Here is a 14,929-nt window from a genome sequence, read left to right as displayed (position 1 = left end):
CGCTGGCGCCAGCGAGGACCTCATAGAGCTTCTCTGATGAGACCTTTACACCGTCTGCGAGTTCTATCGGAAGTTCCTCGTCGAGAGTGTTGACGACAAAATTAAGCAGATGCTCTTCTTCGATCTGATTGTCTGTTTGGGTTTGTTTCACACTACTTCCAAACAGACACTCCATCTAACCCGATGTGATCGACTGAGACTGTATCGCCATTTTGGCGTACTCGGCCGAATTTCTCAAGATACGTAAGCTTATCTCGAACCGCATCAAGCTCCAATCCGAGATTGGCAACTAACTCGTCGACGGTCATCGGTTCGTCGAGTGCCTGGAGGATTTCAAGCCCCCGGTAGTACCTATTCGTGAGTTCCTGAACGCGGGCCTCGACTGGCGTGGTCACTCCGTACCGCTCCTCGAGTTCGATTAGGGCTTCGTTCGCGAACGTGGCAAACTGATCGTCACCCAGGCGTTCGATCTGGGCTTCGAGTTCATCCTGGACGACACCATAGTCGAGGCCAGCCTGTACGAGCATATTCATGTCCTCGATATCGTCGTGGCGGCCAGCGATCGCCTTAAACAGGAAGATATCTTCGTTGCTGACTAGCCGGACCGTCAGTCGATCCGTGTCGAGGAACGGCTCGCTGCGCTCTTGCATCCCGTCGGTGAGTACGTGCTTGTTCGCGACCTGCTGGTTGAAAATGTCGAGGCGACACCCATCGTCGTTCTCGACGCAGCTCGTCGCCCCCAGCGCCCGGTAATCTGGATCCAGCGACTGGACCTCCGCGTACCCGAGGTCCATCAGGACGGCCCATAGCTGACCGTACGCGTCGCCATCCGGGACAACTAGGTCGATGTCTTTTGTCGCCCCCTTGAGGTCGCGCAGCGACATTGCACCACCACCGATCAAGTATACTGTGAGCGGTTCAGATATCCCGTCTCCGATTCGCTGGAATTCGTCCTCGATGTACTTGCGTCCGAATGTTGGTCTCATTGTGGTAGTGGCACCTCGTAGTCAGCCGCCAGCTCCTGGAACTCGTCCCACTCCGGGAGCCGGTCATCCTCGACCTCACCACGCGTATCGAGGTAACGAATCAGGGCGTCGATTTCGTCTTCGAGGCCATACTTCGCCGACTGCTCTCGTAGTTCCGCCTCGTCGACGTCGACATGACTGATCAACAGGAGACAGTACGAGTGATGGCGGCTGCCGTCGTCGATCAAGAGGGTGTGACAACACAGGTCCGCTGGCGAGACGGCATCGAGTTCTTCGGAGTAGACGTAGTAGCGGTAGCCGGTGAGTAGGAACTGGATGTCGAAGGCTGCGAATCGAGCGAGGCCGGTTTCGTGGAACGCTTCTGCGTCGATCTCCGTCTCGGTCTGGGCGAGGAATTCGTCGTAGTCTTCCCAGAGAATTGTGCCCTTCGGGGCGACGGCTTCGAGGCGCTGGCGATGCAGATGGTGTGCGAGTGCCCAGGCGAATTTGTGGAGGCGGTCGAAATCGGCGTTAAATTCGTAGTGGCCGTGGGCTGTGCCGACGAGACCACGGTCGCGAAACCGCTTGAGGACGCGGTTAACCGTGTTGCGGTAGTTGTTGCTCCGGTTGGCGATCTCGGAGACAGTTCGCGGCTGGTCAAGGTAGTACAGCACCTCGAGTGCCTTGCCGGTCAGCAGTTCGGGGAAGTCGATATGGGAGTGCTGGCGGACGAGGTCCTGGTAGAGTTCGACGGCGCGAGAATCAGACGGGAAGACTCGTTTTTGCCGGCCGTCGCGTTCCGTGTAGATGAGTCCCTTTTCGGTGAGACCACCGACGGCACGGGAGAGGTAGCTCTCGCTGTAGTCGAGCTTCGTCGCGAGTTCGGAGATCGTGTCGCCGCGGTCGACCGTGGCGAGGACCTCGAGTTCGATGCGCCGGAGCACGGTGTAACATAGTACGAAACATATATATGAATAAGTTTCGAGTAGTGTTACAGTCAGTAGGCACGAGAGCCGTCTCTATTGTCTTAACCAACAAAACTAAGAATTCGCGGGTTATGTTGGTTAACACGAGAGTAGCTGATGTCCTACGAACCCCCGACCCCACCGGTGAACCTCCCAACGGAAATCGTCAACACACTCAACAAGTCGACTCCGGAGCAGCTCCGAGACATTGCTACGTACGCCGAAGCGCTAGCCGAGTACAAGCAACGTGAGGCCCGTCTCGAGGGATCGGCAGATAATAAAGAAGTGGAGGAGCGACTAGACGACCTCCCGGACGACGTCCCTGCCAAAGCGACGATCACGATCAAGGAAATCAACAACAACAACCACTACTACTACTGGCAGTGGCGAGAAGGCGATAAGGTGACCTCCAAATACAAATGTCCGGTAAATCCAGACGATTGAACTCGAATACGAGGACACCCCCCGTTTTCGAGTTGAAAGAGAGCCTGTCCAAAAATATTATTCTTGCTAGTTGATTGAGGTAATTAACTCTCTAGCCGATTTTAAGAGCGTAAAATCGGCTCAAAGTTGTTATTTGGACAGGTTCAACGAGGCAGTACATCAGCTACAGACACAGGTCATTTTCGCTGGGTGGAGCTATGGTCCCCAGCTTGAGAGGAAGCTCGAGAGGAGAGGGACACCGTGTGCAAAAAGGGGTCGGCACAAAGGTTCGTGAACACTACGTCAATCGTCTCGATTCTAATAACTCGTATTGGCGGTTGAGCAGTATTAGACGTCCTTTACTTCCGTTTTCATCATCATACACACAAACAAATCACAGTAATTTGTTATTTTGTGTGTTACTACATTACGTTTTTGGTTACTAAGGTATTGTAATAAATCTTTCTTTATTACAAGAGGCTCGTAAAAACCAGTGTGTTTCAACGTTATCACCGTCTGAAACCCGGTTTTTGGCTATTTAAGCGTGATTAACTCGGTTGTCGAGATTTGCCTACCCCTTCTATTTTCCGCTACCCTTTTTGCAAACGGTGTCCCTGTGTTCGAGATCTCCTCGAGGAGATTCTCACCGAGAAAAATCACCTCCTATCGTGGGTTGACGCTGGCACTCCCGACAGTGGATTCCGATATCGGTTGTGCCTTGTCGATCTCATACTTCTCACAACCCGTGTTTCAAGCCCACAAACCGATGATCGGATTTTGCACACGGTCCTATAAGTATATATGTGTGCTTGATTGTATTGGAGATATGACCGACTCTGATGTGGACAGGTCGACGACCGACCCTATCCGGGATCGGTTCGAGCAGGGCAACCAGACGACCGTTTTCAACGACAAGAGTCTCCTCGACCCGGAGACAATTATTGATTCTGACCGAATTGTTGGTCGGGACGAGCAGCTAGATCAGACAATAAATTATCTGAGAACGATGCTCAACGGGAACCGATCTCCTGACCTTCTGTTGTACGGTCCATCAGGAACTGGAAAGTCGTTAATCATCAACTCGGTCTGTGATACAGCTGGCGAGCTCGCTCAAGCCCAGGGGATTGCTTTCATCACTCTTGAAATCAGTTGCCAGAAAATCCGATCCTATGACCGAGCGATCTACAACCTAGTCGACCAAGCAGCTGTCAAAGCCGGCGTGGATGTCGGAGTTCCACGGAAGGGAGTGTCGACCGACGTCAAAGTCGATCGGTTGTTTGAGATCATATCCTCACATTACGATGCTGTGATGGTTATCCTCGACGAGGTCGATCTACTAACCGGCACTCGGCAGAACAATACCCCTGCTTTCTCCGATGTCATCTACCAACTGTCTAGGACGACACAGCTTGGGTTGACTGATTGCGATGTGTCAATTGCCGCACTCACGAACGACCCTAGTTTTATGGAGGATCTCGATGGCAGAGCGTTTAGCTCCTACAACCCTGAAAAAATTGTTTTTCCTGATTACGACGCAACTCGACTCAGTTCGATCCTCAATCGACGTCGAGATGCGTTCAAAGACGGCGTTCTCAGCGACGGGGTGATCCGACTTTGTGCAGCACTCGGAGCGCAAGATCATGGTGATGCTCGACAAGCGATAGACCTCTTCCGCAAAGCCGGCGAACTCGCGAACTACGACAACGAACAGACTGTCCGAGAAGAGCACGCCCGCCGAGCTCAAAAAGAAGCTGAACGAGAAGCAACACTCTCGCAAATGCAAGGACTGTCGACCCAAAAGAAGTTGGCTCTCTATTCGACTGCCGTCACCAAATCATATGCAGACAAAAAGGTCGATATGGTTCCCAACATCGTTGCATACTCTGTTTACAAATATATAACTCAGATCATCGATGCTAATTGTAAATCACGGGATATGTTCCTCCGGTATATGAAAGAAGCCGAGACGTATGGGTTCGTGCAGTCGCAAAAAAAGGGCCACAGCTCAAATGGCGTCCACAAATACTATTTGATCGCCAATGACTCAGATGTGGTCGTGGACACTCTTGAGGAAGATACTCGGCTGGAGCAGCTCAAAAACGAGTCTCCAAATATCAAATCTGTTGTCAATTCACAAATTAAGAAATTCGCATAGTGAGAACCACTCCCCGTGAGGATGTTTGTTATTCGAGAGTACCTTTTTGCATACGGTGTGTCCCTATCAGTGTCGTCCATTTCCAAGGAGCTCTACGCCTCTACCCCTTTTTGCATACGGTGTGTGTCTATAGTGGTGTCACCTCTTTCTAAGGAATTTCTACATCTCTACCCCTCTTTTTGCAGACGGTGTGTGTACATAATGGTATCATCCCTCTCTAAGGAATTTCTACATTTCCACCCCCTTTTTGCAGACGGTGTGTGTCTATACCGGTGTCTCCCTTTTCTAAGGAATTCTCACACTTTCACCCCTTTTTGCAGACGGTGTGTGTCTATAACGGTGTCAATACTATCATCTGTCATTCTGAGCATGTATCTTATGCGGACGTACCCGGGGGGTGTAGACGATCATACCGCTGATGAGAAGAACTCCAACTGTCTTCTTTCGACTGATCGTATTAATAGACGCTTTCTGGGGTGTGCCTCACGCTGGGGATTTTTGTTTCTATGCGTTGCAGCGAGTGGATTCCTATATTCAATTTTTAGAGAAGTGTCGTCCACGGTATATCAACGTAGAATGCTGCCCCCATCGTGTCATGGATCATGAACTGCCACTCGTCAATCAGAGTACGCTCTTGGGTAGGAGATTGTTGGTCAGTTCTCAGCAATAGTTAGAGTCACAGTGGACAAGGGTGACACGTTCGTATCATTCAACAAACGATGTTCCCAATCAAGAGGGGTTGTCGGATTCACCCCCGGCGTGAACGCCGGAATTCTCTCCTTGTAGAAAGATAGCATCATAGGAAATCCATCAGCCGGGTGATCACTTCCTGTTCAAAGGTCTCGGCTTCCCACGGAAACAGTTTGTATTCATTCCGTGAGAGCCAGGTTCCAGGAACAACTTTTGTTCCGCTCAGTTCGTAGTAACGATGTTCCAGAGAGTATTTCTTCGGCCGTAAATAATCAATCAGTGTGAGTTCTAATATCTTTCTGGCACGAACCTTGCCAGCGGATTTTGATGCGACGGTCCGCTCAACTGTCGACGTAGATGACTATCCAGGTTGTCCTGAACCGATCGCTGGAATGGAGACAGTGCAATTCTTCGGGGCTCCAGAAAGCAGAGATAGTACCTTTGAGAAGATGACTACTGGCGATCTCGTGCTCTTCCATCAGGATGGTAAGTACGTTGGCACTGGCTGGATCGAAACCACTTTCGAGGACGAACAGCAATGGGCGAGTACAACGTTATGGGCCAGTACGTCTACACCCCTCATTTACACCGTCGATGACTTTACACCGGTAGCGGTTCCAACATCGGCAGTACATCGCATTTTCGAGTATTCAGACGGGTATTCGCCGCCAAATTTGATGCGAGTAGCTACAAATAGAGTTGCCAACAGCCCGAAAGCTATCAAACACGCATTGGAGCAATACACCGCGAAACACGGGTAATCAAGACGTTTGTCTCGGACGTCGAGCCACGAACCTGCACTATGACTCACCAACAATCTACGCCACAAGAGCGTAAACAGATTTTCGGGGGCAACTGGTCAGACTGGTTAACCAACAAAATCCGTATTCACGTCGGGTTGTTGGTTAATCAGTAGCTTAGTTTTCCAACCCAACCGACTGATTGATCCCGTCGACTTCCGATACTCCTGTATGCGACGAACTCGACTGGTGGCCCTCGTTGGCGTCGTCCTGTTGGTAGCTCTCGCTGGGTGTACCGGCAGTCCTGTCGACGGATCTGCGACACCTGAGGAATCTACCACCGAGTCGACCGAGACCACGACACCCGACGCCGTCGACGGCGAGTCGGTCACGGTCACTGTCACACGTGTGATCGACGGTGATACGATGGAAATCGAGTATGCCAACGGGACTGAAGAGACAGTCCGCCTCCTGGGTGTCGACACGCCAGAGACCACGCTCTCGCGGGTCTCACCGGACGAATTTGCGGGCATCCCCGACAGCACCGCAGGCCGTGATCATCTCTTTGAGTGGGGCGAGCAAGCGACTGTATTCGCTGAGGACGAGTTAGAAGGAGCGGAGGTCCAGATGGTCTTCGATCCCGACTCAGACAGACGTGGTTACTTTGGTCGACTCCTCGTGTATCTGTATGTCGACGGTGAGAATTTCAACGAGCGACTGCTTGCAGACGGCTACGCCCGGATGTATGACAGTCAGTTCTCGCTGCGCGAGGAGTTTACAGCTGCTGAGCAGCAAGCCCAAGATAGTAACGTGGGACTGTGGGACCTCGAAGATTCCGATACAGAGTCGGAATCAGACGACGACAGTAGCGACGTCGAGATCCCGCCACTGCCGCCGGATGGCGACTACGACTGTGAGGACTTTGAGACGCAAGCACAGGCCCAATACGTACTAGAGAACGAATCGGGCGATACACATGGCCTTGATGGCGACGGAGACGGGATCGCCTGTGAGTCACTGCCTTGAGTCAGATACTTGTTCATATCCACCACTCTGAGCGGTTCGACGCTCTCGCTTCTGTGTTGGCGGTCCGTTTTCCAGACCTCTCGATAGTCTCAAGTCACTTGTTAGACCAACAGTTAATACGAGCTTTCAATGGAGATATCCGAGCAACTCACCTGTCTATTCACTGCTGAACTCGAAGAACAAAACCAGTCATACGTCGTCGAGGTCCCAAAGCAGGAAGTCGACGTCGGCTATGTCGATCCGGCCGAAGACTACCGAGTCGCAGTTCTCAAGCAACCGGGCGAAACCTCACAGCCAGTTCCCACACAGAACCGTGACGATTCATCACAACAATCCGATCTCGATCAACCACCAGTCAGCACTGGCGAGACACGAGTCGTCGAGATTACAGAGCTGGGTGATCAGGGAGACGGGCTGACACGCGTCGAGCGTGGATTTGTTGTGATCGTCCCAGAGACGGAGGTAGGCGAGCGAGTGCGGATACGAATCGAGACTGTTACCGAGACCGTTGCGTTCGGAGAAGTCGTCGAACGCTTTCGATATTAGCGGTCTTCAACTAGATTTGTGAGAGTCGGACCGCTCAGGGTTCAACCGTGAGCGAGTAAAGATGTTGTCGAGCATCGGCAAGTGAGATTTCAGTGTCGACGACACCAGCCGCATCGAGTTCAGTGAGCGCATTTCGAACAGTTCGAGGTGAGAGTCGAGATTTGTCTGCAAGGGCTGATTGGGTGAGCGTTCCATTGTATTCGAGAACTTTGGCGACCAATTTCGCGCTCGGAGGAAGGTCGCTGACAACGTCCCACATCTCTTCAGTGGTTGTGACTGTCGCTTCGTCAGCAGTCGACATACTGAAAAATAACCGCTTCAATCGCATAATGCCACTGATCTGGTCGGTTCAAAGGCTTCTATTCGTCAGTAGTCTGCTTAGGACACTCTATTGCATATTGAACTATAACAAATTCTTATATTTGTCAAAATAGAATCTGCACTCATGTATGACCTAACAGGATTTCAGCGAGATTTGCTCTATTGTATCGCCTCGCTCAACGAGCCATCTGGAGCGGAAATCCGTCGTGAACTCGAAGCATACTCAACAGCTGAAGTGAATCACGGACGGCTTTACCTAAACCTCAACGAGCTCGTCGAAGAAGGACTGATCAAAAAAGGAAACAAAGACGACCGGACGAATCTGTATACGTTCACACCACTGGGAAGAGAACTGATCGAAGAGCGTCGACAGTGGGAAGACGCACAACTCGAGGATACTGAAATCGCTCTCAACTACGGAATCTCGTCGAGTTGATCGAAGATGGTGTGCCAGGTCACAGAAAATGGCGTGTGAATGCGTTAGGTTCAGGAGTCAAAACGCTAGTGTCGGTTGATCCTGTTGTATTCATGTGTAGTCGTACCAAACATTATTCTTGCTGGAGTGGATATTCTCAGATGCGCTCCGTCTTGGAGGGCCGGAGCGTCAGCGGGGACCGACTTAACGATGGAGTCGTGATCTACACACCTGTTTTGTGTAGTTTTCATGGGTTTGAAGTGTATTCGAGAAGTATTGGACTCCTCAAGTAACGGTGGAAAAGATACCGGAGATATCACAGACAGTGACCGCAACTGAACCTACGATTGTCACTCGGTCGACTCCTCGAATTTTGCGCACCGCAACTCGGTGACAAAGAGGCGGTCGTCGACTTTGTAGAGCCATCCGCGGTTGAGTAGGTAATCGAGGGAGTGGTTAATATCGCCATCACCGAAGTCTGGATTGGCCTCAGCGATGAGTTCTGTTGCTTGGTGATGTGTAAAGGAGTCTCGATCCGACTGCTCGCAGAGATACCGCTCAAGAGGGAAGTACGCGTCTTCGATCCATCCTGGGAGTGGCGGGTAGCCTTCTGGTGGCATTTCTGGTGGTTGGTGTGAGCTACTTCTCCCAGCTATTTAAGCGGGTGATTAGAACATTCTGGGCTACTCTCTCCTAGACATCTGAGGTTGGTAGCAGCTACGCAGAACCATTCTTTTCTCAATCGTCTCTCTCACTCCCAACACCGCCGAGACTACTTAACCAACAGACGATGTGAGGGTCTGGTTTTGTTGGTTAAGATGTACTGGGAGGGTGATAAACTGGCTTATCGACTCAGATGAGATGTGTCTGCAAGACTGCGAGCGTAAGTAAAGCACTGGACAAGGTTACTTTTGTTCGAGAAACCGGGGTTGATGTTGGATTCGTAATTTTTCTAGCCGATAAATCAGCCTGTGGTCGGTCGAGTCACAGGATTCCCCTGGAGAATCATAATGTGACTTGCTGGTGTCAGTTACGTCCGCCCCGTCGACGGTGGGCGACCGCAAGCGAGACCAGCAGAGCGATCACAGCAGTCGGAATGCCGAAGCCGGGCAGTGCCGAGTCAGTGTCGTCCTCGGAGTCAGCGTCGTCCTCGGAGTCAGCGTCGTCGGTCGACTCCTCGGCGTCGTCCGTATCGTCAGTGTCCTCTGCGGTATCGCTGGACTGGGGTGCGCCGACGGCGAACACCGAGAGGCCGGGCGATTCGGCCTCGAAGACGTGGTGGGTATCGGTCGTCTCGATTTCGGTGGCCTCCAGTTCGTTCCACTCGTCGGTCTCGTCGCGGTAGAGGCGGATCTCATCGGGGTCGACGTTCTGTTCGTCGATGTACTCGGAGCGGACACGGAAGCGGAAGTTGACGTTCTCGATGTCCTCGTCAGTGTTCGTGTGGGTGACTTCGACGTAGCTGAGGGCCGAAGAGCCCGTTTCCTCGCGGAAGGCCTCCTCATCCGTTTGGTCGACCTCGTCTTCGGCCTCGGTGTTCAACGACTGCGGTTCGGCGTCCTCGTCGTTTTCTGACTCGTCGTCGTCCTCGCTGTCACGGTCGTCGCCAGCCTCCCACTGCCTGACGTTGACATCGAACTCGCGGGAGCCCGTCTCGGTTGGGCGTATCGAGAGACTGTCGACCTCGACGTTTCGGGCGGAAGCACTACTCGATCCGTCAGCAGCGTCGGAATCGCCGTCGTCTTCGTCATTCTCGTTCTGGTCGTCCTCGCTTGCATCGTCATCGTCTTCGCCGTCTTCGCTTTCGCCCTCGTCGTCATCATCATTCAGCCAGAGGGTGATGTCGCCCTCGCCGTCGGGATCGGAGACGGAGAAGTCGACCGAGCCATCGTCGTTGGGTTGGCCCCGCACGTTCGACGGATCGTCGCCTTCGTCGCCCTCGTCGTCTTCGTCATCGTCGCTGGAGGGAGCGGTCGACCCGCCGCCGCCACCGCCGTTGTTGTTATTGTTGTTTCCGCCGCCGGTCGACTCGACGGTGATACTCGCGGTGTCGTTGACTTTGGTGTCGTCGTCCCACGCGAATTCGGGGCTGTAGCTTCCGGCGGACGATTCGTCGAAGCTGAACGTCACCTCGCCGTCGGTGTCGGTGACGCTGGTCGCGCCGTCGCTGAGGCCGCCGAGGCTGTCGTCGTCGGCGACGGTGATATTGACGCCCTCGCCTGTATCCCTGCCGCCCTCCTCGGCGGTGACGGTGATCGTCCCGCGTTCGCCTTCGTCGACCGTCTCGTCGCTGGCGTCGAGGGCGTCGACGGTGATCGGCGAGCGGTTCTCCCACGCGAGGGCGGGATAGCCGCTCGTCAGCGTCCAGGTGGTGCTGTAATCCAGCCGGTCCATAGTGACCTGCGGGGCGAACCGCTGCATTTCGGGGGCCGGGTCGTCGGTGCTCGTCTCGCCGAAACCTTCGAGATTATCGCTTGTTCCAGAATCGTCACCGATTGCGTCGGATTGGTTCGCTGTTCCCTTGTCCCAGTAGCTGTCGATCACATCGCCCTGAAAGTTTTCGCCGATCAGCCCGCCGACATTGTTGTTACCATCGACACTGCCGGTGGCGTACGACTCGCTCACATCCCCAGAAAGACCATTGTAGCCGACCAGCCCGCCGACATTGTTGTTACCATCGACACTGCCGGTGGCGTACGAGGATGTCACATCGCCGCCGTTGGAGCCGACCAGCCCGCCGACATCGTTTGCGTCAGCGTCCTCGTCGACACTGCCGGTGGCGTAGGACTCGCTGACGGTGCCGCCGTCGTTTTGGCCGACCAGCCCGCCGACAAACCGGTCTCCGTCGACAGTGCCGGTGGCGTAGGACTCGCTCACATCGCCGCCGACGTTGTGGCCGACCAGCCCACCGACAGACGCGAAGTCTCCGTTTGCGGTCACCTCTCCCGTCGCGTACGACTCATTCATATCGCCGTCTTCGTTGTAGCCGACCAGCCCGCCGATATCCGCGTAGTCTCCGTTTGCGGTCACCTCTCCCGTCGCGTACGACTCGCTCACAGTGCCGTCGTTGTTGTAGCCGAGCAGCCCGCCGACATCGTCGTCTCCGGTGATGGTGGCGTTTTCGAGGCCGACGCGCTCTATCACCACATCACTCCCATCGGTAGCTCCGAACAGTCCAATGAATTCGTCATTCTCCCGGTCGATAGACAACTCCGAGATCGTATGGCTGTCGCCGTCGAATGTGCCTTCGAACGGATTGTTTGAGTCCTCACCAATCGGATCGAATCCCTTCTCGCCGTTCCACTCGTCGGTCCCATTCGCATCGATGTCGTTCTGCAACTCGAAGTCGTCGTCGAGGTGGGTGTCCATCCGCTGGAGTTCGTAGATATTGGTCACCTCGTAGGGGTTGGCGTCGCCATCGCCCGCGACGAGGCTGTCGTAGGCGTCGGCGGTATCATCGAACTCCGAGTCCCACGCGAGGGCTGGCGTCCCGTCGTCACCCGGTCGCCACGTCTCGGTGAAGTCCAGACGGTCCATCTCAACGGTCGCGTTCAGCCCCTGCATCTCGGGGGCCGGGTCGTCGTCGCTTGTCTCGCCGAAGCCAGTGAGGTTGGTCTCTGTGGCCAGTCTGCTGCCGCCGGCCGCGCTGGATTGGTTCGTTGTTCCTTTGTCCCAGTAGCTGTCGATCACATAGCTTTGGTCGTTAAAGCCGACTAGTCCGCCGACATCCTCGTTTCCTGTGACATTACCGGTGGCGTACGAATCGCTCACATCGCTTTGGTCGTTTTTGCCGACTAGTCCGCCGACTTCGTTGTTTCCATCAACAGTACCTATGGCGTACGACTCGCTCACATCGCCTTCGAAGTTGTTGCCGACCAGTCCGCCGACTTCGTCGTTTCCGTTGACACTACCAGAAGCATAAGAACTGCTCACATCACCTTGGTCGTTAACGCCGACTAGTCCGCCGACAAAATTGTTTCCGGTGACATTGCCTGTGGCGTATGACTTCCTCACAGTTGCGTTGGTAAACCCGACTAGCCCCCCTACTTGGTATTCTCCGGTGATGTTGGCGTTTTCGACGCCGACGTTCTCGATTGTACTTCCATCGGCCCATCCAAACAGTCCAACGTAATCTCCACGGTCGATAACCAGATCCGAAATCGTATGGCCATCGCCATCGAACGTGCCGGTGAACTCGTTGCTGGGGTCTCCAATCGGATCGAAGCCACCGGAGCCCCAGTTTTCGGTCCCGCTGGCGTTGATGTCACTGGTAAGGACGTAGTCATTGCCCAGCCCCTGCTCCTCGATACACTGGAGTTGACTCACGTTTTCGACTTCGTACCAGCCCGAACCGTTCGGCTCATAGCCCACGTCTGAACACGTTGGTTTGTTATCGGTCGCCGCCGCCGTGCCCGCGAAGCCGCCGACCGCCAGCAGCCCCACGACCACGAGCGTCACCAGCCCGACGCCGAGCCGACGTCCGAGGCTCATGTTCATGTCGACCCTCGCGGTCGCACACACGCCGCCGCAGCCGTGGACGCCTTGCCCACACCACTGCCCGCCAGTCGCCCGCCGCTGACGGCTGCCCCCGCGACTGGCCCGGCACAGAGAGGTGAAAGGTATACGATGGTCAGTATACTTATCACAACTACTTAAATTTTACATAGATATATGACGATAAATGTGGGATTTTCAACCGGTGTGCCACCTGCCACCGCCCACCGCGGTCTACTCGTTGCCATCGCCGAAGGCATCGACGAACACCGTCCGCTCGGCGTTGCGAAGATGATGGAGGAACGTCGACGCCGAGATCCCTAGCGTTGCGGCGATCTCGCTCGCGCTGGCTCCCTGCGGCCGGTCGAAAAAGTCCGCCAGCGTCGCCGCCCGCAGGGCGTCTTCCTGCTTGCCGGTCAGGTTCCCGAAGGGCCCCGGCCGCTCGGTATCAAGCGTTCGCTGGCTGCGCGCCTGCAGCGTCGCCGCGGGCCAATGATCCTGCACCGTCTCGACGACCCGGCTCACGTCCGTCCGCCGGGGGAACTGGACGGTCACCTCAACGCGGCCCTCGCTGGCGACCGTCGACTGCAACACCGCGCCGTACCCACTAAGGACCGACCCCACCGTTGGCTCGTCGACCCGAAGCTGGACGACCGCCCGCTCGTCGTCCTCGGTGACGACGCTGGCGGCCACGACCGCCGGAAGCTCGCCCGCCGCCTCAACGAGCGTCGCGGCGTCGACGCCCGTCGATCTGAGCAGGTAGGTCGACAGCCCGCCGTCGGCGTGTCTGAGTTCCTGCGCCACGAACTCGACTTCGTCGGGTAGCGACGGCGACGCGGCCAGTGCCGCCAAGACGTGATGCTCAGGAATCCGGAGGGCGAGTTCGACCACCTGTGTGGTTCGCAGGGCTGCCTGCTGGCGGTCGACCTGTTGTTTAAACGCGAGGGCGGCGGCGACCTCGTCGACCAACTCTCCGGTGAACTCGTTGCCGGGTGCGGCCCGAATCGCCGTGAGCACACCGTAGGTGACGCCGTCGTGTTCAAGCGGTATCGCCCGCACCGATTGGAGATCACACACCCGAAGCCGGTCTACGACCGATTCACCGCTCTCGTCGTCGCTGTCGCCCTCACTCCCGTCGTCGCTTTCGGCTTCCTGCTCGCTTTCGCCGTCCGCCTCCTCAACCGTGACCACCACCGGCTCGTCTGTATCGTGACACTGCCGGGTGGCGGCGTCGACGGTCCATGTTTCCCCATTGAGGGCGAGAAACCCGCGATCGGAGCCGTGGCTTGCAAGCCACACCACACCCTCGTCGATGGTCTCGGCGTGCGTGACTACCCACGCGGCCTCGTAGCCGTAAGTCTCGACCAGCAGCCGACAAACCCCGTTGGTGATCTCGTCAACGTGTGAGGATTCGACCAGCAGCTGGCGGATCGCCTCTTTGCCGTCGCGCTCGGACTGGACCTGTTGTCTGGTCTCTTGGAGTTCCAATTCGCGCTGCTTGCGCTCGGAGATGTCACGGGAGTTGATGACGTACTTGCCGTCGGGCGTCGGGTTTGCCGAGCCGACGCTCTCGATCCACCGATAGCTCCCGTCGGCCATGCGGTGGCGGTACTCGACGGCTTCGGTGTGGTTGAATTCGCCGGTGACGACCGCCTCGAAGGCCGCCATCACGCGCTGGCGGTCCGCCGGATGGACGTAGTCGGCGACCGACTCGCCGACGAGTTCGTCCTGCTCGTAGCCGTAGAGGCGCTCGATGGCGGGGCTCTCGTAGAGGATAATTCCCTGGTCGTCGAGTAGTCTCAGCAAATCTGTCGAATGAAGTGGCACTGTTTCGAGTTCCGAAATTGCCGGGGTGTCGACTGGCCGCGAGCGTGTTGAGTAGTCTCGGCCGGTCATAGGAGCCATTTACAATCAGTTAGCATGACTGTTTGGGCTCACAGCCTGATTGAATACTTCAGTGTGCGCTATCGCGGTGCGCAGCCACGACGAAATGGTAGTAGTTTACGTCCAAAATGAGAAGCTGGCTTCTTTAATTACCAATCCAGCAAAACGAAAAGTTTCTGCTCAAGCCGATGTGTGATACTTATCCTGCTAAATTTTCGAGCTTTATCGCCATAGTTACACATTCTCTTATTTCGCGCATTAATTGCTGACCAGAGTCTCTGAGTGTTGCGTTGGGTCATCTAATC

General features: G+C 55.2%; 12 protein-coding genes and 1 pseudogene. 6 read left to right on the top strand and 7 right to left on the bottom strand.

What is annotated here, in order from left to right; all coding sequences use genetic code 11:
- The 3 genes and pseudogenes from O2S87_RS10370 to O2S87_RS10360 all read right to left on the bottom strand — a co-directional run.
- A pseudogene (locus O2S87_RS10370) lies at nt 1-151 on the bottom strand (ISH3 family transposase); the annotation flags it as partial.
- Nucleotide 152: 1 nt separating this feature from the next.
- Nucleotides 153-986, bottom strand: coding sequence for a DUF6036 family nucleotidyltransferase (locus O2S87_RS10365; protein ID WP_475408717.1), 834 nt, complete (start codon nt 984-986; stop codon nt 153-155).
- Nucleotides 983-1,909 (bottom strand): helix-turn-helix transcriptional regulator, encoded by a 927-nt coding sequence (locus tag O2S87_RS10360; RefSeq protein WP_475408716.1) that lies wholly within the window; start codon nt 1,907-1,909, stop codon nt 983-985. The genes O2S87_RS10365 and O2S87_RS10360 overlap by 4 nt, the downstream gene beginning before the upstream one ends.
- Before the next feature lie 138 nt (nt 1,910-2,047).
- Here O2S87_RS10360 and O2S87_RS10355 point away from each other — a divergent pair, with 138 nt between their 5' ends.
- From O2S87_RS10355 to O2S87_RS10335, 5 genes are all read left to right on the top strand, one after another.
- Nucleotides 2,048-2,374, top strand: a complete 327-nt coding sequence (locus O2S87_RS10355) for a DUF6788 family protein (protein WP_475408715.1) — start codon at nt 2,048-2,050, stop codon at nt 2,372-2,374.
- 805 nt (nt 2,375-3,179) lie between these two features.
- A complete protein-coding gene (locus O2S87_RS10350; protein WP_475408714.1) occupies nt 3,180-4,508 on the top strand; it encodes a Cdc6/Cdc18 family protein in 1,329 nt (442 codons plus the stop codon).
- 971 nt (nt 4,509-5,479) lie between these two features.
- Complete coding sequence (locus O2S87_RS10345; RefSeq protein ID WP_475408713.1) at nt 5,480-5,959, top strand: hypothetical protein; 480 nt, start codon at nt 5,480-5,482, stop codon at nt 5,957-5,959.
- Nucleotides 5,960-6,169: 210 nt separating this feature from the next.
- Entirely contained in the window at nt 6,170-6,964 is a 795-nt protein-coding gene (locus O2S87_RS10340; protein WP_475408712.1) for a thermonuclease family protein, read from the top strand.
- A 129-nt stretch (nt 6,965-7,093) separates the two neighbouring features.
- Entirely contained in the window at nt 7,094-7,510 is a 417-nt protein-coding gene (locus O2S87_RS10335) for a TRAM domain-containing protein (protein WP_475408711.1), read from the top strand.
- Nucleotides 7,511-7,544: 34 nt separating this feature from the next.
- On the opposite strand, the gene O2S87_RS10330 is transcribed toward O2S87_RS10335, so the two are convergent.
- Complete coding sequence (locus O2S87_RS10330) at nt 7,545-7,811, bottom strand: MarR family transcriptional regulator (protein WP_475408710.1); 267 nt, start codon at nt 7,809-7,811, stop codon at nt 7,545-7,547.
- A gap of 144 nt (nt 7,812-7,955) precedes the next feature.
- On the opposite strand from O2S87_RS10330, the gene O2S87_RS10325 reads away from it, so the two are divergent.
- Nucleotides 7,956-8,267 (top strand): helix-turn-helix transcriptional regulator, encoded by a 312-nt coding sequence (locus O2S87_RS10325; RefSeq protein ID WP_475408709.1) that lies wholly within the window; start codon nt 7,956-7,958, stop codon nt 8,265-8,267.
- Between the two features lie 329 nt (nt 8,268-8,596).
- Here O2S87_RS10325 and O2S87_RS10320 read toward each other — a convergent pair whose 3' ends face one another.
- The 3 genes from O2S87_RS10320 to O2S87_RS10310 all read right to left on the bottom strand — a co-directional run bounded on the left by O2S87_RS10320 (nt 8,597) and on the right by O2S87_RS10310 (nt 14,636).
- Nucleotides 8,597-8,866, bottom strand: a complete 270-nt coding sequence (locus O2S87_RS10320) for a hypothetical protein (protein ID WP_475408708.1) — start codon at nt 8,864-8,866, stop codon at nt 8,597-8,599.
- Nucleotides 8,867-9,272: 406 nt separating this feature from the next.
- Nucleotides 9,273-12,737 (bottom strand): GLUG motif-containing protein, encoded by a 3,465-nt coding sequence (locus tag O2S87_RS10315; RefSeq protein WP_475408707.1) that lies wholly within the window; start codon nt 12,735-12,737, stop codon nt 9,273-9,275.
- 237 nt (nt 12,738-12,974) lie between these two features.
- Complete coding sequence (locus O2S87_RS10310; protein ID WP_475408706.1) at nt 12,975-14,636, bottom strand: bacterio-opsin activator domain-containing protein; 1,662 nt, start codon at nt 14,634-14,636, stop codon at nt 12,975-12,977.
- Between the last annotated feature and the right edge of the window lie 293 nt (nt 14,637-14,929).

The organism is Halohasta sp. A2 (assembly GCF_056175805.1).
Note: the sequence above shows the minus strand (reverse complement) of the source record. Positions and strands in the feature narration are given on the sequence as shown.